Origin of the sequence: Bradyrhizobium sp. HKCCYLRH2060 (assembly GCF_051168135.1) — a bacterium.
Taxonomy (GTDB): Bacteria; Pseudomonadota; Alphaproteobacteria; order Rhizobiales; family Xanthobacteraceae; genus Bradyrhizobium.
Genome location: NZ_JBNPUK010000016.1, coordinates 92,968 through 111,695 on the forward strand (window position 1 = coordinate 92,968; position 18,728 = coordinate 111,695).

Sequence of the window (18,728 nt, forward strand, 5' to 3'; positions counted from 1 at the left end):
TCCTGCGGCAGATTCGTGAGAGGATGGATGCCCGGGTCAAGCCCGGGCATGACGACGGAGAGTTACACGTCATTCGTGCCTCCCCGCCTCGCGCTTGTAGGATGCGTAGTTCGGCTGATCGACGGCGAGCTTGTCGAGCGTGGTCTGCCAGAGATGCTCCTTCAGACCCGGCGTCGCGAGATCGACAGCACCGCTCGCAATCTGCTCCGCCAGTGCGCGATTGAGGTCGAGCAAGGCACCGTCCTGTCCCAGCAAATCCTTCAAACGCGCATGCTCTGCAGCCTCCGCGGGCGCCGCCTGTGTCAATTGCCGCACGACCAGATCGAGCGCGTTGATGCCGACGCGCAGCTTGAACGCCTGATGTCCCGAGATCAGCGGGGCTACATCGTTGCGAAGAAAATCGGCCACCGCCTGTACCAGCTCGGTCGGAGTCGGTTCGTCCTGCATCAGCCCTCTCCCCGCGGCGCCAGCAGCCGCAGCAGATCGATCTCAGTCTCCGACGCGCGGCGGCCGATCATGGCGCGTTCCATCGAGTGGTCGGGACCCAAGCGAAACCGCTGCATCATGCCGCAGCACATCACGCCCCAGCGCAATGTGCCCATGACCTCCCAGAACTTCACCCTGCCGGCATCGACCTTGCGGCCAGCGGCCTCGTAGCCCGCGTACAGCTCCTCGCGCGAGCCGAAGCCACCGACGGGCTTGTCGATCTCGCCGAAGCGCCAGGAGTTGACGCAGATCCAGCCGAGATCCTCCATGGGATCGCCGAGATGGGCGAGCTCCCAGTCGAGCACGGCGCGCACCCCGTCGGGGCCGATGATGAGATTGCCGTTGCGGAAATCGCCGTGCACCAGCGTGACCTCCGCCGAGGGGCCGGGATCATTGTGCGACAGCCAGCGCAACGCGAGATCGAACACCGGGCGCGGCCAGTCGAAGCTTTGATATTCGCGCGCAAGCTCCGCGATCTCCCTGACCGCGTTCATCTCGCGCAACGCCGGCAGTGCCTCGCGCCGAATGCCGTGGATGCCGGCGGCGATGCCGCCGAGCTGGCGCGCGAGACGGGGGCGCGCCTCGGCAAACTCGGCATCGCGCAGGATCTTGCGCGCGATGGTCTCGCCCTCGACGCGGCGCATGATGAAGCCGGCGCCGAGATCGTCCTCCGGCGTCAGCAGGTGCAGCACCTCGGGCGACGGCACCCCGGCGGCACGCGCCAGCCGCATCAGCGCCGCCTCGTTGTCGAGCCCGGCGGCGCGGCCAGGCGCGGCGCCATAGCCCTTCGGCGAGCGGCGCAAGATCGCACCGACATCGCCCGCGGGATGGACGATGTCGAAGCGCCACGTCTCCTGGCTGGCGCCGCCGGAGAGCTTTGCGGCGCCGTGCACGCCGGTCGCCCCCGGCATGAACGAGGCGACGCAGCGGGACAGCTCGGCCTCGATCATTGGCCCTTGAACTTGGCCGGCCGCTTCTCGAGGAACGCGGTGACGCCTTCCTTGAAATCCGACGTGCTGCCGGCGACGCGCTGCGCCTGGAATTCAGCGTTGAGCTGGTCTTCGAACGAGTTCTCGGGACTGTCCCAATACAGCTTGCGGATCTGAGACAATGCGACCGTCGGGCCATTGGCGAGCTCATGCGCGAGCTTCATCGTCTCCTCCTTCAGCGCCGCATCGTCATAGACGCGATTGACGAGCCCCCATTGCAGTGCCGTCTCGGCCGGCAGCTTCTCGCCGAGCAGCGACAGCTCGATCGCGCGCGCCTTGCCGACGAGGCGCGGCAGCAGCCAGGTCGAGCCGCAATCGGGAACGAGGCCGATGCGGCGGAAGGCTTGCAGGAAGTAGGCGGACTTGGCGCACAGGATCATGTCGCCCATCAGCGCGAAGCTCATGCCGGCGCCCGCGGCCGGGCCGTTGACCGACGTCACGATCGGGCAATGCAGGTTGCGCAGGCGGCGCAGGAACGGATGGAAGGCGGTCTCGAGCGCGGCGCCGGCATTGCTGCGGCCGGGCTTGGCCTGCGTGTTGCGGCCCTGCAGATTGGCACCGGTGCAGAACGCGCGTCCCGCGCCGGTGACGACGAGACAACGCACCTCCGCCTTCTTCTCCTCGATCTCGTCGAGTGCCTCGGCGAGCCCGCCCAGCATGTCGATCGAGACCGCGTTCATCACCTCCTGATGATCGAGCGTGAGGACGGCGACGGGCCCGTCGAAATCGAGCGTGACGTGCTTGAACTGCATGGTTTCCTCTCAAGAGCTTTTCGAGCGCTGCATTCTTTACGGCGGAAATTCGCTGCATCGCCCGGTTCGTGCAGCATATTTGATTTTTGCGCTGCGCTTGTCCATGGTTGGATCATCCCAATAACTGAAGCGGCGCGCAGCGCACTCACATCATCACGGAAACGTCCGAGAGAACCCCATGAACATGTTCGACCTCACCGGCCGCGTGGCCGTCGTCACCGGCGGCAATGGAGGCATAGGCCTCGGAATCGCCCAGGCACTTGCGTCCAGTGGCTGCAACGTCTCGATCTGGGGCCGCAACGCCGAGAAGAACAAGGCAGCCGCGGCCTCGATGGCGGCTGGTCCCGGCAAGGTCGACACCCGGGTCTGCGACGTGACGAGCCCTGCTTCCGTCAACGACGCGATGCAAGCGACGCTCGACGCCTTCGGCCGCGTCGACGGCTGCTTCGCCAATGCGGGCATCGGCGGCGGCGGCCGCAAGCCTTTCATCGAGCGCAGCGAGGAGGAATGGCGCACGATGTTCGCGACCAATCTCGACGGCGTCTTCCACGCCTTCCAGGCTGCCGCGCGGCACATGACGGCCCGGGCGGAGGCCGGTGATGCGTTCGGCCGCCTGGTCGCCACCTCGAGCCTCGCCTCGCTGTTCGGCACCGCGCGCAACGAGCACTATGCCGCGACCAAGGCCGCGATCAACGCGCTGTGCCGCGCGCTCGCGGTCGAGCTCGCACGCCACGGCGTCACCGCGAATGCGATCCTGCCCGGCTGGATCAGGAGCGACATGACCGCGGGCATCATGGGCAATGAGAAGTTCGTCGCCAACGTCATGCCGCGCATCCCGGTGCGCCGCTTCGGCGAGCCGTCGGATTTCGGCGGCATCGCCGTCTACCTCATGAGCAAGGCGTCGTCCTATCACACCGCAGACTGCTTCGTGATCGACGGCGGCTATACCGCCTTCTGACCGGCAGCAGCGACCGGTGGGCCGGTGCGCCGGTCCGCCGAACCCGGATTTGTTCCACATCCGTATTCCAAGATTTCCGAAATTTAATGCTGTCCAGGCTGCCACGCCCTCGTGACCTCGGCGTTGTCCCTCATCACATAACGAGGAGAAGCCGAGGGGAAGGAAGCCATGAAGCGAGGCGTGACGGTTTTGGCCTGTGTGTCTGCCCTGACTGTGGCCGGCTATTTCGCTATTGCGAAGTGGGGCATCCAGCACGAGAGCCGTGAGTTTTTCGATGCCGAGCGGCAGCGGCCGATCACGGTCGACGTAGCCGTGCGCACGGATTACGAGATGAAGGCCAATGCCGGGCTGTGGCGGCTCCCGGTGGCGATCATCAGCAACGGCAACACCGTCAAGAACACTGAGTATTCCTTCCTCGCGAACGTGTTCGCCGCGCGCGGCTATCTCGTCGCCAGCGTTCAGCAGGACCTGCCGACCGATCCGCCGCTCGTCACCAAGGTCGGCATGCCCTATGTCGGCCGGCTCGACGTCTACAAGAAGGGTGAGGCCAACATCCTGTGCGTGCTCAAGGAGATGAAGAAGCGCCATCCGAATGCCGACTATGAGCATCTGACCCTGGTCGGCCATTCCAACGGTGGCGACACCGCGATGTATTTCGCCAAGGAGCATCCGAACATCGTTTCGCAGGTGGTGACGCTCGACAATCTGCGGGTGCCTTTCGTGATCCGGGACAAGCTGAAGATCCTGTCGTTCCGCTCCGACGATCCGCAGTTCAAGACCGATCCCGGCGTGTTGCCATCGCAGGTCGGCAAGAAGAGCGGCATCGACATCATCAAGACCGAGTTCCAGCACACCTGGATGAGCGATCGCGGTCCCTATACGGCGCGGGAGCGGATCCAGGCGACGCTCGACAAATATCTCGGCGGCGACACCACCAGCGAGCTCGCACCGGCAGACACCGACAATCTGATCGTCACCAACGGCGCAGCGGCCCTGCCCTGATCTGACGATACGTCGGCGGGGCGGCATGCGCATGGCAGCGGCGCAATCGCGCAGCCGCCATCGCAGCCGTCAGTTCTGCGGTTTCTTGGCCGGCGGGCCGTTCTTATTCCCCGGCATTCCCTTGATATTCGACGGATCCTGAGCGCTGACGTCCGGATTATGGCGGTTGATCGTGGACGAGCCGACCGTGCCGCCTGTCGTCTCAGTGCCCGGTCCGTTCTTGTTGCCGGGCGCGCCCTGGATGCCTGCTCCGGAATTCTGCACACTCGGCGGCGGCGTGGTCTGCGGGCTGCCCTGCGCCAGCGCGGACGTAGCCGAGACGGCGAACGCGCAAGCAATCAGACTGATCATTGGTTTCATGGCGCGACCTCCATTTGTAGTTGCTGTGCTGTCCGAACGTGGCGCTGGCGGAGCCGTTCCCGGAAACATGGAGTTTCCCGCGCGAGGACGCCGATGTGCGCACCCTCTGCCCGCTTTATTGGCTTCCGGATCGCGTCACGGCCCACTACGGTCGGGGAACCGACGCACCAGAGGCCCCTACATGGAATACCTCTCCACCGATCTCAGCCCGCGCGAGCGCTACAAGATCCTGACCTCCTTCGTGCTGCCACGGCCGATCGCCTGGGTCACGACCAGGGGCGAGACCGGGGTGGTCAACGCCGCGCCGTTCTCATTCTTCAACGTGATGGGCGAGGACCCGCCGCTCTGCGTGTTCGCGATCAACCTGCGGCCGGACGGCCGGACCAAGGACACCCTGGTCAACATCCGCCGCTCAGGCGAGTTCGTGGTCCACATCACCGACGAGCCCCTGGCGCAGGCGATGCACGAGACCGGCGGCGACTTTCCGCCGGAGATCGGCGAGCCCGATCATCTCGGACTCAAGCTCGCACCCTCGCGCATGATCGGCGTGCCGCGGCTGGCGGACGCACCGTTCGCGATGGAGTGCAGGACCTGGCAGCTCATCGACGTCAACGGCGACCGCGTGCTGGTGCTCGGCGAGGGCCTCGCCTTCCACATCCGCGACGAGTTGTGGGACACCGAGAAGATGCGGGTCGAGATGGAGCTGTTCCACCCCGTGGGGCGCATGTTCGCCGACCGCTATTGCCGCACCGACGACCGCATGGATTTCCCGCCGGCGAAGGGCGCCGGCTGAGCGCTCCCGGCCGGACGCCGTCAGTAGGTCGCGGCCAGATAGCTGACGATCTTGTCGACATCGGCCGCGTCGATCGGGGCACCATAGACCTTGATCATCTTGGTGACCTCGGCCTGCCAGAACTCCTTCTTGTTCTGCATCGGCGGCTGCGTCTTGATGTAGTCGGAGGAGTGGCAGGCCGTGCAGTTGCCCTGCACGACGGCGAGGTCGGGCCCCGGCTTGAACGCCGCGGTCTCCTGCGGAACCTGATAGTTCACCGGGGCTGCGGTGAGGGCGATGGGGCTGCCCGCCAGGCAACCAAGCCCGGCAGCCAGCGAGGCGATGAGGAACGACATCCGTTGCATGGTCATCCTCCTCAGGCCGCCGTGACGCGGACGGTTTCGACGACATTGCGCAGATAGCCGGCCGGATTCCAGCGCGGCGTCTCCGGCTGGGTCTCGCCGGAATTGCTCGTGGCCCGCACCTTGAGATCGTGGGATCCCGCGGCAAGCTTCACCGGCAGCTTCCACTCGCGGAAGGAATATTTCCCGAGGTCCTTGCCGAGCCGGGCATCGGTCCAGCTCTGGCCACCGTCGGTCGAAACGGCAACCTGCCTGATCCCGGCCCCGCCGTCGAATGCGATACCGCGCAGCGTTGCCCTGCCTGCCTTCAGCTTCGCGCCATCGGCCAGGCTGGTGATGAACGAGCGGACCGTGAAGCGGTTGATCGGGATCGTCGCTTTCGGCGTGGTCCCGGGCTCCACGGCGTTGTTCGGCGTGTCCGGGATGCGATAGGCCGATTTCATCCAGAAGCCGTCAAAGACGTTGTCGATGACGGTGATCTCGTTGAGGTGCTTGACCCAGTAGGTGCCGTAGTAGCCGGGTACGATCAGGCGCAGCGGAAAGCCGTTGAGGAACGGCAGATCCTCGCCGTTCATGCCATAGGCCAGCATGACCTCGCCATTCATGGCGTGATCGAGGTCGAGCGCCTTGACGAAATCCGGCGTCTTGTCGATCACCGGGCCATCCATGCCGCCGAAGGTGACCTGTCTGGCGCCGGCCTGGACACCCGCCATGTCGAGCACGGTCTTGAGCGGCACGCCCCGCCAGCGCGCATTGCCCATGGCGCCGTTGCCGAGCTGGCCGCCGGCGACGCGCGGCTCGAAGAAGCCGCGGCTGTTGCCGGAGCACTGGTTGACGGCGACGATCTCGGTCGCCTTCATCCTGCGGATGTCCTTGAGCGACAGCTTCAGCGGCTTGTCGACCTTGCCCTTGATCTCGAGCGTGAACTTGTCCGGGTCGAGATCGTAAGGCAGTCCCGCCAGATGATAGCGGACAAAGAAGGCGTTGTTCGGCGTGATCCCGCCGTCGTTGAACACTGCGAATGGCGTTTCGAGTTGCGGCGGCCGGCTGGTCAGGCCGATCATCGGCCGCTTCTGCGGATACTTCACCAGCGGACGCTCGCCGTTGGCGAAGGGCAACGTCACCGTCTCCTCGGCCAGCGCACGGGTCGCGCCGAAGCTGCCCAGCAAAGCTGCCATCCCCGCTCCCTTGAGCAGATCACGTCTGTCGATCATGGGTCTCCCTCCGGAGTGGTGGTTCTCGCCAGGGGTCATCACCTCGGGACGAGTTGGTCAGCACACGGCATGCATTGCGGCGCCAGATGATTGTTGCACGATTCTCTCGTGACAAGAAAAGACGTGATGTCAGAGATCAAACCATCGCGATTCATCGCACTGCGGCAAAAATGAAGACCGCGCGTGGGTGACGGAGTGCGCACGCGAGTCGTGCCGGCGAAAGGGCGGTTCGCGGGTCGCGTCGTCCTTGCGAGCGAAGCAATCCAGAGTCCCGCGTCGACTCTGGATTGCTTCGTCGCTGCGCTCCTCGCAATGACGGGTGTTAGCCCGGGTGCCTGGATCGTGGCGGATTTGTAGCCCGGATGAGCGGCTGACGTCCGTAGGGTGGGCAAAGCGGCGCCATCAGGCGGCGCGTGCCCACCGGCGGTTGATGTGAGGGAGCGCGGTGGGCACGGCGCGTCGCACAGATGTGAACGCCAACAATGATGGAAGGCGCGCCTTTGCCCACCCTACGACACGACGACCGAACTACCCGCCCTGCCCGATCTTGTCCTGCGTCTTGGTATCGAAATCGCCGGCGTCGTGGCGCTCGTGGAGCTGGCTCTTGGGATCGCCGGAGACGCGGTTGACCATGCGGCCGCGCTTCACAGGGGTGCGCTGCGCGATCTGGTCGGTCCAGCGCTGGACGTGTCTGTAGTCCTGCACCGAGAGGAATTCGCCGCCTTCGTAGAGTAAACCCTTGGCGAGCGCGCCGTACCACGGCCACACCGCGATGTCGGCAATGGTATAGTCGGGGCCGGCGAGATACTCGCTTTCGGCCAGGCGGCGGTCGAGCACGTCGAGCTGGCGCTTGACCTCCATCGCGAAGCGGTCGATGGCATATTCGATCTTGGTCGGCGCATAGGCATAGAAGTGGCCGAAGCCGCCGCCGAGATACGGCGCGGCGCCCATCTGCCAGAACAGCCAGGACAGGCATTCGGCGCGCTTGGCCGGCTCGGTCGGCAGGAAGGCGCCGAACTTCTCGGCCAGATAGACCAGGATCGCGCCGGACTCGAACACGCGGATCGGCTCAGGCCCGCTGCGATCCATCAGCGCCGGGATCTTGGAATTGGGATTGATGGCGACGAAGCCCGAACCGAACTGATCGCCCTCGCCGATCCGGATCAGCCAGGCATCGTATTCGGCGCCGCTGTGGCCGAGCGCCAGCAGCTCCTCGAGCATCACGGTGACCTTCACGCCGTTCGGCGTTCCCAGAGAATAGAGCTGCAAGGGATGACGGCCGACAGGCAATTCCTTCTCGTGGGTCGGACCTGCGATCGGCCGGTTGATGTTGGCGAAGCGGCCGCCGCTGGCCTTGTTCCAGGTCCAGACCTTGGGCGGCACATAGCTGTTCTGTTCGGACACGGCAGACTCCGGCATGAGCGTCAGGAGCGAGCGTTTTAGGCGCATATGCCGTCGAGCGGAAGCCGCACCGCGCGCGGGCGCCATCAGCATTTTCTGCATTGCGCGGTCGAACCTGCGATGACAGAACGGAGACAAGACAACAATGACGGTCCGTCATGGGCCCGCTCCTGGAAACGCCGATGACTGCAACTACCCTGCCCCCCGACCGCATTCCCGTGATCGTCGGCGTGGGCGAGATCGTCGATCGCCCGAAGGACATTCGCGACGGTCTGGAGCCGCTGGCGCTGCTCGAACAGGCGATCCGCCGCGCGGAAAATGACGCGGGCGCCAAGCTCGTCCATGACACCGGCTCGCTCGACGTCGTCAACTTCCTGAGCTGGCGCTACCGCGCCCCCGAGCAGCTTCTCGCGCAGCGGTTGGGCGTCGCGCCGGCGCACTGCCATTATGGTCCGGTCGGCGGCGAGAGCCCGATCCGCTTTCTGCACGAGGCCGCCTTGCGCATCGCGCGCGGCGAATGCGAGGTCGCCGTGGTCTGCGGCGCCGAGGCGCAATCGACCGCGACCAAGGCCGAGCGTGCCGGCATCACTCTGCCGTGGACGCCGTTCGCCCATGATGTCGAGGAGCCGAAGCGCGGCGCCGCATTCCAGAAGCCGCTGGCGGTGAAGCTCGGCGTGTTCCGTCCGGTCTCGGTCTATCCGTTCTACGAGGTCGCGAGCGCGGCAAAATGGGGCCAGACGCCGCGGCAGGCGCTCGCCGAATCCGGCGAGCTGTGGTCGCGCTTTTCGGCGGTCGCCGCCTACAATCCCAACGCCTGGCTGAAGCGGCACTTCGCGCCCGACGAGATCACGACGCCGTCGGCCGACAATCGCCCGATCGCCTGGCCCTACACCAAGCTGATGGTCGCCAATCCCATGGTCAACATGGGCGCGGCGCTGATCCTGACCAGCCTCGCCAAGGCGCGCGCCGCCGGCATCGCCGACAGCCGCATGATCTATCCGCTCGGCGGCGCATCAGCGGAGGATCCGCGCGACTATCTCACGCGCGACCAGTTCGCCGAGAGCCATCCGCAGAACGCTGTATTGCGGGCCGCGATGAACATCGCCGGTGGCAGCGGCGCGGCGTTCGACGCCATCGAGCTCTACAGCTGCTTTCCCTGCGTGCCGAAGATGGCACGGCGAACCCTCGGCCTCGGCGCCGACGTCGAGCCCACCGTCACCGGCGGGCTGACCTTCTTCGGCGCGCCGCTCAACACCTACATGACGCATGCCGCCTGCGCGATGGTGCGGCGGCTGCGCGGCGGCGCCAAGCGCGGCCTGCTGTACGGCCAGGGCGGCTTCGTCACCAAGCATCATGCGCTGGTGATCTCGCGCGAGCCGCCGTCGTCCCTGTCACAGGAGGTGAGCGTGCAGGCCGAGGCGGACCGGCACCGCGCCGTCGCGCCGGAGTTCGTCAGCGAGGCCGGCGGCGGCGGCAGGGTCGAGAGCTTCACCGCGCTGTTCGATCGCAACGGCGAGGTCGAGCATGGCGTGGTGATGCTGCGCACCGAGCAGGACGCGCGCACGCTGGCGCGCGTGCCGGCGCAGGACGCAGCCACGCTGGCGCGGCTGATGGATCAGGACAGGTCGCCGGTCGGCTTGCTCGGCACGATCACGATGGCCGCCGGTGGCGTGCCGGAGTGGCGGGCGAATTAGTCCGCGTCTGCTCCCGCCGCCGTTGCCTCACACCTCCCGCGCCTCGTGCTGCCAGCGTGCATAGGCCGTATCCCAATCAGGATCGCGCTCCGCCACGAAGCCGAGCGTTCGGCCGCCGCCGAGGTTGCGGAAGCCGATCATGGCGCGCCGGTGCGCGCCGCTCCTGACATAAGCGCGCATGCTGGCTTCGTCGGTCCAGACCGTCAGCGTGTGATAGATGCCATTCACCGGACGAAGCTCGACGCGCAGATTTCCGGGAGCGGCGCGCGCCTGGCGGACGGCGCGCAGCGTGTGCCACCAGAATCGCGCCAGCCGAGTGAGGCCGGGGTGCGGGCGGAAGCCGGTGACGGACACGTAGACGCTCATGGCGCGCTCCTGGATCGCACCCCGTCGCGGGATGGAACGGTCGCGCCGGCGGGTGTGAGCACAACGCTGCTCACCGCGTCCTGGATGTCGGCGCGCAGATCACGGTCCGGCGGTCAGCGCCCACTTCGCCTGGGCTTCACGTCGGCAGGCACCGTGCCGGTGGTCTCCGCAGCCGCCGGGGGCGAGCTGTTGTCGCCCGCCAATTGCTGGTCGCGCTTGAGCGCGACGGCCTCATCCCGCCGCGCGGCCGCAACCGCCGATTCCGGATCCAGCTTGAGCGCCCGGTTGAAGTCGGCGAGCGCGCGGTCGTAGCGCCCCTTTTCCAGCCACACCGCGCCGCGGTCGCTGTACGTCGCGGCATCGTTGAATCCCATGCGCACGGCGTGGTCGAGATCGACGAGGGCCTCGTCCAGATCTCCCTTGCGCTGGAACGCCAGTCCACGATCGTGAAACAGGATCGGATTGTTCGGATCGAGCCGGATCGCCCGCTCATAATCGCCAAGCGCCCGGTCGAAGCGGCCCATGCGGACCAGATCCCTGGCGCGGTAGCGATAGAGATCGGCATTGCGGGGCGCGAGCCGGATCGCCTCGTCGAGATCGGCGACGGCCCCTTCGACATCACCCTGGCGGCTGCGGTCCATCGCGCGCTTCACCAGGGATGCGGCGGTCATCGGTTCGGCCGGGACGACCGGCTCTGCGGCTTGCGGCGCCGGCGCCTCCATCGCCGGGGGCGGCACCGGCAGCACGGCTCCGGTCGCATCCTGGACGGCAGGCGCCGGGATGGTCTCACCTGCGACCTTGCGCTGCGGCGCGGATCGGGCCTGCGGCGACGGTGTCACGATCGAGCGCGTCGCCTGCCTGCTCATCCAGTCACCGGCGGAGGGCAACAGCAGAATCTCGAGGCCGATCAGGATCGCGCTGAGCACGGCGGTCGCCGCGGTGAACTGCAGGATGGCGTCCCAGCGCTCGCGGCGGACGCGATCGTGCTCGGCGGCAAGATCGGCGTCGTATTCGGCGCGCAGGCCAGGGTCGCGCAGCACGTTGTAGGCGACGATGATCATCTTGAGCTGATGCTCCGACGCCGCATCGGCGCCGCCCCGGAGGTCGGGATGGTGCGCCTTGGCGGCCTGGCGGAACGCCCGCTTGATCGTGTCGAGATCGGCCCGCGGCGATACGCCGAGCACCTCGTAATGCGTCTTCATGGTGCGATCCCGTGCCTCTCTACCGAGGCCGGTTCGGGATCACGCGGGGAGCAGGTCGAGCGCATAATGGGCGCCATCGCGGGTGAGCCTGCCGAACGCGGCCCACGGAAAATGAGATCCACAAACCAACATCTTTTCTGCAACGATACGATCGAGCAATCTGCGCCGGCTGACCTCGGCAGCCGGGCCGTCCTGGTCATAGGCGCCGTGCCATTCGGGATGGCGCAGGCACAACGCCGGCACATAGGCGGTGTCGCCCGAGATCATCAGTTGCTCCGCTCCGGAGCTGAGATGAAAGGCGGTGTGCCCCGGCGTATGTCCGGGGACGCTGACGAAGCGGATGCCCGGCACCACCTCGTCCTCGCCCTCGACCGGCAGCACGTTCTTCCACCCCGGGATCACGCTCTGGATGCGGCGCGCCAGCGACTGCCGCCACGGCGGCAGCCGGCTGGTCAGAGATGCGTCGGTCCAGAACTTGTATTCGGCCGCGGCCACGATGATCTCGGCGGTGGGAAACACCGGCGCGTTGGTGTCCTCGCCAAGCAGTCCGAAGATGTGATCGGGATGGAAGTGCGAGATCAGGATGGTGTCGATGTCCTCCGGGCGAATGCCGGCTGCTTTCAGATTGTCCAGCATGCGACCTGAAATGAAGATCGAGTCGGAATTGTAGCCCTGCACCTGGCCGCCGCCCCCGGCATCGCACAGCACGGTCTTGCCCTTCAGCCGCACCACGAAGGTGGAGATCGGGATCGGAACGAAGGCGGAGCTCAGGCCGGCGGCTCGCAGTGCCTGCTTGACGTCGCTGATGCTGGCGTTGCCGATGAAGCCGGCCTCCTGCGGCTTTTCCCAGATCCCGTCATAGAGGGCGATCACCTCGGCCTCGCCGATCGTGATCCGGCGATAGCCGGGCGCGGGATCCTCAGTGCGGCGGCGCGGCTTGGCGGCAACGACGGCAAGCCGCGCATCGAGACCGAGGGCGGCCGCGGCCGTCGCGGCCGATAGCACCAAGGTCCTGCGCGAAGGGCCGCTCGCAATCACATTGCCTGCCACTAAATGTACCGCTGGTTGAATAAATATCTAACACAAGTTAACCTCTGCACCTTAGCGGGATTATGGCGCGACAACGGCCTTTCTGGCCGGGGCGTCAGGTGTGGGGAGTCTGCAACGGTCGGGGATGATCCCGTCGAGCGGGGCGCCGCCTGACGAACGGCGCAGGCATGTGCGTTCCGCGCCGGCGCGGCTCGCCGGGGGCGCCATCGGTTCTGCGTACGGCTATCGGCAGGCTGTGTCGTTCGATGATCGAATGGGACAGCGGCCCATCTCGGCCGCTGTCGCCCGCTTCGTCATGCCTATCAGGCGGCGCGAACGGATTGCAGGAAGCGGCTGACCTCCTGCTTGAGCCGGTTGCTGTCGCCGGAGAGCTGGCGCGCGGCGCTGAGCACCTGCCCCGAGGTGTCGCCGGTCTCGCTGGCGCCGCGCTGGACGTTGGCGATGTTGGCGGACACCTGCTGTGTACCCGCGGCGGCGTGCTGGATGTTGCGCGAGATCTCGGCGGTTGCGGCGCCCTGCTCCTCGACCGCGGCCGCCACCGTCGCGGCGATCTCCGACAGCCGCTCGATCGTCGTCGAGATCTCCCTGATGGCACCGACCGACTCCTGCGTGGCCCCCTGGATGCCGGAAATCTGTTGGCCGATCTCGCCGGTCGCCTTTGCAGTCTGTTCGGCCAGCGCCTTGACCTCGGAGGCGACGACGGCAAAGCCGCGGCCGGCTTCGCCCGCCCGTGCGGCCTCGATGGTGGCATTGAGCGCCAGCAGATTGGTCTGCCCGGCGATCGTGTTGATCAGTTCGACGACGTCGCCAATGCGGGTCGCCGCCTTCGACAACTCGCCGACGCGATCATTGGTGCGGCGGGCCTGCTCGACCGCATCGGAGGCGATGCGCGCCGACTCCTGCACCTGGCGGCTGATCTCACGGACCGACGAGGTGAGCTCCTCGGTGGCCGACGCGACCGCCTGGACATTGGCCGACGCCTCTTCGGAGGCCGCGGCGACGGTGGTGGACAGCTCCTGCCCCCGCACGGCGGTGCTCGACAGCGAGTTGGCCGAGCTTTCGAGCTCGCTGGAGGCCGAGGACACCGTATTGACGATGTTGCCGATGGCGCCTTCGAAACTGTTGGCGAGCTCCGACATCTCCCGCTTGCGCGAGGCGGCTGCGCGCCGCTCCTGCTCACCGAGCTCCCTGGCGTTGAACCGCACCATCGTCTGCACGGTCTGCAGGTTACGCAGCGCGCGGCCGATCTCGTCGTCGCGCTCGATGCGCATGCGGGTGTCGAGCTTGCCCTGAGTGATGCTTTCCATCGTCTCGTTCAGATGATCGAGCGGCGCCACGATCACGTTCATCGTGCGCAGCCCGACCAGGCCGCACAGCACGACACCAGCGGCAGCAATCGCCACGGCGGTCATTCCGGCGAGCCCGCCCTCCCCGAACGAAATGACGCCAAGCACGAGCAGGAACAGTGTCTGCAATCCAACCAGCGTTCGCAGCCTTGCCGCGATCGTGCCGGCGAACATCGAGAGATGGTCGAACACCGAGCGGCGGCGGACGATGCCGTCGTCGATCTTGTAACCATGCGGCCGCTTTTCGCGAATCGCCGCATAGACCTGCTCGGCCTCGGCGCGCTGGTCGGCGGGCAGCTTGGTGCGCACCGAGGTGTAGCCGACGACTTGGCCGTCTTTGCAGATCGGCGACGCCGTCGCCAGCACCCAGTAATAGTCGCCATTCTTGCGGCGGTTCTTGACCGCGCCGACCCAGGGACGGCCGGCCTTGAGCGTGGTCCAGAGATTGTCGAAGGCTTCAGGCGGCATGTCGGGATGGCGCACGATGTTGTGCGGCTGCCCCATCAGTTCGGCTTCGGTGAAGCCGGCCGCGTCGACAAAATCCTGGTTGAAGAAGGTCAACTTGCCCTTCGTGTCGGTCTTGGACACGATCAGCGTGTCATCCGTGATCGGATACTCGACGTTGGTGACGGGCAAATTCTTACGCATGGCGAGTCTTTCAATCGACGATGTGAGCCATGCCGGCACTGGCATGACTAATTTTGTTGCAAGAGATGCATCGATCGTCGCAGTCGCCGATTAACCTAAGATAAAATGCCGCCACCGTTGAAATACGGGCGCTGGCGCTCATTGATGGCAGTTGCAAATCGCGCAAGGCCTGTAGCCGGTGTGTCGCCACACGAGTGCAGACAGAACGGCGCATCCATGTTGCCGCCGTTGACGGAGCGCACAGATCGTTGCGCTCCTGGCCGCTCGGGATCTCAGGCGGCGCGAACCGTTTGCGGGAAGCGCGTCGCCGATGCGGGTCGCGGCCCTCGACAGCTTGCCGAGGCGATCGGTGGTCGAGCGCGCCTGGCCGACTGACTCGCCCGCCATCCGCGCCGACCGGCCCACGAAAAAGGGCGCAGCCTCCCGGCTACGCCCTGGTCTCGTTGGGATCTGTCCGCCGGGATCAGGCGGCGCGCACAGTGTCCAGGAAACGTCCGACCTCGAGCTTGAGGCGGTTGCTGTCGCCGGACAGCATCTGCGCCGCCGAGAGCACCTGGGACGACGCCGAGCCGGTCTCGCTGGCACCGCGCTGCACCTCGGCGATATTGGACGACACCTGCTGCGTGCCGATCGATGCCTGCTGGATGTTGCGCGAGATCTCCTGCGTCGCCGCGCCCTGCTCCTCCACCGCGGCGGCGATGGCCGAGGAAATCTCCGACAGCTTCTCGATGGTGCCGGAGATCTCGCGGATGGCACCAACGGATTCCTGCGTCGCTGTCTGGATGCTGCCGATCTGCTGGCCGATCTCGCCGGTGGCCTTGGCAGTCTGCTCGGCCAGCGCCTTCACCTCGGAGGCGACCACGGCAAAACCACGGCCGGCTTCACCTGCCCTGGCGGCCTCGATGGTCGCATTGAGCGCCAGCAGATTGGTCTGGCCGGCGATGGTGTTGATCAGCTCGACGACGTCGCCGATGCGGGTCGCGGCCTTCGACAATTCGCCGACGCGATCATTGGTCCGCCGCGCCTGGTCGACGGCATCGCTGGCCATGCGCGCGGACTCCTGCACCTGCCGGCTGATCTCGGTGACCGAGGAGGCCATCTCCTCGGTGGCGGAAGCGACCGACTGGACGTTGGTCGAGGCTTCCTCGGAGGCGGCGGCGACCGTGGTCGCCAATGTCTGCGAGCGCGCCGCGGTCGAGCTCAGCGACGTGGCCGACGCCTCCAGTTCGGTCGAGGCATGCGACACGGTGCCGACGATTTGTCCAACGGCCTGCTCGAAGCCGTCGGCCATCTGGTGCATCTCGGCGCGGCGCTTCTCGGCCATCAGCTTGTCCATCGCGATCTTGGCCTCGGCCTCCTGCTGTGCCTTTTCGGCCAGCATCACCTTGATCTGGTTGACCGCCTGTGCCGTCTCGCCGATCTCGTCGCCGCGGCCCTCGCCGGAGATCACGACCTCCTCGCCCCTGGCCATCCGCTGCAGCACGGCAACCAGCTCGCGCATCGGCTTGGCGATGCCGAACTGGCCGATGACGAAGCCCAGCGCCAGGCCGAGCACGATGCCGACGACCGCGACCGTGATCAGCACGCGCGAGGTCTGCTCATACTGCTGCTCCGCATCAAGCGCGAGACTCTCGACGCGCGCGTTGAGCCGGTCGGCGACCTGCCTCATCTTGACCTGGAGCTTCTCGGCCGCCGCGCGGCTCTTCATGACCGCATCACGCATGCGCTCGGTCTGTTCGGTGAGCTGGATATCCTTTCCGGCACCAACGACCCGGAACGTGTCCTCGAGGTCCTTCTCGTACTCCGAATAGGCCGTACGGACGTCGGGGAGCATCGCACGCGCCCGGTCGTCATTGGTCTTGGAGACTTCCGCGAAATGTTCTGCGAACAGCTTGCGCTGCTCCTCGACCACCTTCAACGTCGCCTCGCGGTTCTCCGCATGCGGGTCGAGCGCGGCACGAAATTCGGCGCGGTTCAATGCGATCACGTTCTGGTTGGCCCGGGCAGCGTTGAGCGCCCGATTGGCCGCTACCGCCATCTTGCTTGCATCCTCGGCCACCACATGCAGCGCGCCGATGGCAAACCAGCTGATCGTGGCAGCCACGGCGGCCAGCAGCATGACGATGGCGAGGATCTTGGTCAGGACACGAAAGCGCGAAAGCAATGACATCTACAACCTCTAATGAAGGCCGATGATGTCAAACGAAGCCGAGACTACGTCGAGGACGCAATCGAAGACGCTCCTGCATCACCGGTGATGTTGGGTGAACCGAGCTTCACGCGCTTGAATCGAAATAATTCTTAATTTTCTCGACCGTACAATTTCGGATCAAATGATACGCGCGGCCGCCCCAAATGGTATTTGCGACCGCACCGCTCTCCCTGTCGCGGAGACCGCGGTAATGGGGAGCCGCTGTGAGCGCTCGGCCGCCGACGCCTCGGAGGCGCCGGCAAGCTGCTTCATCTCACGCTCCGCCGCGCCGCGGATCATTCCAGCTCGATCGGCTGATAGGCACCGGTCTCGTCGAGCGCGGTGCCCCAGATCTTGTGCGAGGCCTGATGTTCGGCGGGGCCGAAGTTGAGCGAGGCGCCAAGCCCCAGATCGATGTTGCGCATCGACTCCAGCGTATCGATCAGCCGCTCGGTATCGAGCTGCGGACCGGCCTGCTTCAGGGCTTGAACCAGGATGCTCGCCTCGATGTAGCCCTCGAGCGAGGTGTAGTCCGGCGGCTCGCCGGGGAAATGCTTCGCCAGCGCGGCCTTGTAGTCGAGCACCACGCTCGAATAGCCGGAGACGGCGGGAACGGTCTGGGTCACGACGACCCCGGCTGCGTAGCGTGGGCCGAGCAGCATGAGCTCGTTGGCAAGCGCCGATGCACCGACCGCCGACACGTTGACGAAGAGGACGCCGGGCAGCGCGTCGCGCGCCTTCTCGATGAACTTGGCGGCCGCGCGCGAGGTCGCGACCATGATGACCGCGCGGACCGGCACCTTCTGGGTCTTGAGCTGATTGATCGCGGGCTCCACATCCACGGTGTTGCGGGTGTAGTTGACCCGCAGGATCGCCGCGTCGTTGAGGCCGAGGACGCGAAACGCCTTTGCAACGCCGGCAAAGCCTGCATCGCCGAACGAATCGTCCTGCGCGAACAGCGCAATCTGTCGTGGGGGCACGCGGCGCAGCTTGACCAGGTAATGCACCAGCGCATCGGCCTCTTCCGAATAGCTCGGACGATAGTTGAAGACGTAGCGGTCCGGCGGATCATGACGCGAGACGTTCGCGCCGGTGTAGGGGCTGAAGAACAGCATCCGCCGCTCCAGCGAATATGGAATTGCGACGGCCGCCGTCGCGGTCCCGAAACTGCCGACGAAGCCGAATACGCGCTCCTTCTCGTAGAGCTGCTTCATGGCATCGAGCGTGCGGTTCGGGTCATAGCCGTCATCGACCACGGCCAGCCTGAGCATTCGGCCATTGACCCCGCCGGCTTCGTTGGCGCGGTTGAACGCGGCTTCGATGCCCACCTTGAGCAGGCGGCCCGACTCCTTGTTCGCGCCCGACAGTGGCAAGACGCTGCCGAACGTGATGTCGCGCTCCGTGATGCCGCGAACCGCCGAAGCAGCCACGGCACTCGTTGCCCCCGTCGCAGCGACGGAGAGCGCCGGGTCCCGCAGCGCGCCGGCCGCCATCGCCGGTGTGCCCGTCGATCGCTCGATGTCGGCAAGCTGGAGCTCGGCCCGCCGGCAGTCCTGGCGGCCGCTCGCCACGGCCGCGCGACCGTCGGCGATGGAGCGGTCGAACTGGCGCGTCAGCTCGTTGCGATCGCCGTCGTTGTTGGACGCCTCGCGGATGACGGCCTGGAACTTGCCGATGATGGCCTGGATCCGCGGCCGAGGGATATCGCTGCAGGCAAGGGCCGCCCCGATGGTGGGACCGATCCTGCCGCCGAGGTCGCGCACGACGGCAAGGTTGTCGCCAGGCGCGGCCCCGACAGAGGTCGTGAGCATGAGGGTGAAGATGATCGCCGAGGAAGTCGCGAACGATCGCGTCCGGCTCACCATCTCGTGGCGGGCCCGAAGGTCAAGGAACGTCATCATGTCAGGATTCGAACTCGTTGAGACACGTTGGTCG

At 66.3% G+C, this 18,728-nt stretch carries 17 protein-coding genes; 4 read left to right on the forward strand and 13 right to left on the reverse strand.

Annotation, left to right across the window (positions count from 1 at the left end; translation table 11 throughout):
* Positions 1 to 69 precede the first annotated feature (69 nt).
* Genes ACQR10_RS26570 through ACQR10_RS26580 form a run of 3 tightly spaced genes read right to left on the reverse strand, consistent with a single transcriptional unit; the run spans position 70 to position 2,227 of the window.
* On the reverse strand, positions 70 to 447 hold the full coding sequence (locus tag ACQR10_RS26570; RefSeq protein WP_315801304.1) for a DUF6285 domain-containing protein: 378 nt from the start codon (positions 445 to 447) through the stop codon (positions 70 to 72).
* A complete protein-coding gene (locus tag ACQR10_RS26575; RefSeq protein WP_315801305.1) occupies positions 447 to 1,436 on the reverse strand; it encodes a phosphotransferase family protein in 990 nt (329 codons plus the stop codon). Before ACQR10_RS26575 ends, ACQR10_RS26570 begins: the two co-directional genes overlap by 1 nt.
* Positions 1,433 to 2,227, reverse strand: coding sequence for an enoyl-CoA hydratase/isomerase (locus ACQR10_RS26580; RefSeq protein WP_315801306.1), 795 nt, complete (start codon positions 2,225 to 2,227; stop codon positions 1,433 to 1,435). Before ACQR10_RS26580 ends, ACQR10_RS26575 begins: the two co-directional genes overlap by 4 nt.
* Positions 2,228 to 2,405: 178 nt before the next feature.
* Here ACQR10_RS26580 and ACQR10_RS26585 point away from each other — a divergent pair, with 178 nt between their 5' ends.
* Together ACQR10_RS26585 and ACQR10_RS26590 are read left to right on the forward strand one after the other, a co-directional pair.
* Complete coding sequence (locus ACQR10_RS26585) at positions 2,406 to 3,185, forward strand: SDR family NAD(P)-dependent oxidoreductase (RefSeq protein WP_315801307.1); 780 nt, start codon at positions 2,406 to 2,408, stop codon at positions 3,183 to 3,185.
* 168 nt (positions 3,186 to 3,353) lie between these two features.
* Complete coding sequence (locus tag ACQR10_RS26590; protein ID WP_315801308.1) at positions 3,354 to 4,187, forward strand: alpha/beta hydrolase; 834 nt, start codon at positions 3,354 to 3,356, stop codon at positions 4,185 to 4,187.
* A 69-nt stretch (positions 4,188 to 4,256) separates the two neighbouring features.
* On the opposite strand, the gene ACQR10_RS26595 is transcribed toward ACQR10_RS26590, so the two are convergent.
* Positions 4,257 to 4,547, reverse strand: a complete 291-nt coding sequence (locus ACQR10_RS26595) for a hypothetical protein (protein ID WP_315801309.1) — start codon at positions 4,545 to 4,547, stop codon at positions 4,257 to 4,259.
* 181 nt (positions 4,548 to 4,728) lie between these two features.
* Here ACQR10_RS26595 and ACQR10_RS26600 point away from each other — a divergent pair, with 181 nt between their 5' ends.
* A complete protein-coding gene (locus tag ACQR10_RS26600; RefSeq protein ID WP_315801310.1) occupies positions 4,729 to 5,340 on the forward strand; it encodes a flavin reductase family protein in 612 nt (203 codons plus the stop codon).
* Positions 5,341 to 5,360: 20 nt separating this feature from the next.
* Here the strand turns inward: ACQR10_RS26600 and ACQR10_RS26605 are convergent, their stop codons facing one another.
* The 3 genes from ACQR10_RS26605 to yghU form a co-directional block, all read right to left on the reverse strand.
* Positions 5,361 to 5,690 (reverse strand): cytochrome c, encoded by a 330-nt coding sequence (locus ACQR10_RS26605; RefSeq protein ID WP_410051476.1) that lies wholly within the window; start codon positions 5,688 to 5,690, stop codon positions 5,361 to 5,363.
* Positions 5,691 to 5,695: 5 nt separating this feature from the next.
* The gene (locus ACQR10_RS26610) at positions 5,696 to 6,895 is read right to left on the reverse strand and encodes a molybdopterin-dependent oxidoreductase (protein WP_434840175.1); all 1,200 of its coding nucleotides are present in this window, start codon (positions 6,893 to 6,895) and stop codon (positions 5,696 to 5,698) included.
* A 528-nt stretch (positions 6,896 to 7,423) separates the two neighbouring features.
* Entirely contained in the window at positions 7,424 to 8,299 is an 876-nt protein-coding gene (gene yghU / locus ACQR10_RS26615) for a glutathione-dependent disulfide-bond oxidoreductase (RefSeq protein WP_315801313.1), read from the reverse strand.
* A gap of 179 nt (positions 8,300 to 8,478) precedes the next feature.
* On the opposite strand from yghU, the gene ACQR10_RS26620 reads away from it, so the two are divergent.
* On the forward strand, positions 8,479 to 9,990 hold the full coding sequence (locus ACQR10_RS26620) for an acetyl-CoA acetyltransferase (protein ID WP_316218814.1): 1,512 nt from the start codon (positions 8,479 to 8,481) through the stop codon (positions 9,988 to 9,990).
* A gap of 27 nt (positions 9,991 to 10,017) precedes the next feature.
* Here the strand turns inward: ACQR10_RS26620 and ACQR10_RS26625 are convergent, their stop codons facing one another.
* The 6 genes from ACQR10_RS26625 to ACQR10_RS26650 form a co-directional block, all read right to left on the reverse strand.
* Positions 10,018 to 10,356, reverse strand: coding sequence for an antibiotic biosynthesis monooxygenase (locus ACQR10_RS26625; RefSeq protein ID WP_316218815.1), 339 nt, complete (start codon positions 10,354 to 10,356; stop codon positions 10,018 to 10,020).
* A gap of 113 nt (positions 10,357 to 10,469) precedes the next feature.
* A complete protein-coding gene (locus tag ACQR10_RS26630) occupies positions 10,470 to 11,558 on the reverse strand; it encodes a tetratricopeptide repeat protein (RefSeq protein WP_316218816.1) in 1,089 nt (362 codons plus the stop codon).
* Positions 11,559 to 11,597: 39 nt separating this feature from the next.
* On the reverse strand, positions 11,598 to 12,563 hold the full coding sequence (locus tag ACQR10_RS26635; RefSeq protein ID WP_316218817.1) for an MBL fold metallo-hydrolase: 966 nt from the start codon (positions 12,561 to 12,563) through the stop codon (positions 11,598 to 11,600).
* A gap of 347 nt (positions 12,564 to 12,910) precedes the next feature.
* Positions 12,911 to 14,602 (reverse strand): methyl-accepting chemotaxis protein, encoded by a 1,692-nt coding sequence (locus tag ACQR10_RS26640; RefSeq protein WP_316183444.1) that lies wholly within the window; start codon positions 14,600 to 14,602, stop codon positions 12,911 to 12,913.
* Positions 14,603 to 15,065: 463 nt separating this feature from the next.
* Positions 15,066 to 16,772, reverse strand: a complete 1,707-nt coding sequence (locus ACQR10_RS26645; protein ID WP_316218818.1) for a methyl-accepting chemotaxis protein — start codon at positions 16,770 to 16,772, stop codon at positions 15,066 to 15,068.
* A 317-nt stretch (positions 16,773 to 17,089) separates the two neighbouring features.
* Complete coding sequence (locus ACQR10_RS26650) at positions 17,090 to 18,604, reverse strand: ABC transporter substrate-binding protein (RefSeq protein ID WP_410051478.1); 1,515 nt, start codon at positions 18,602 to 18,604, stop codon at positions 17,090 to 17,092.
* Positions 18,605 to 18,728: the final 124 nt, after the last annotated feature.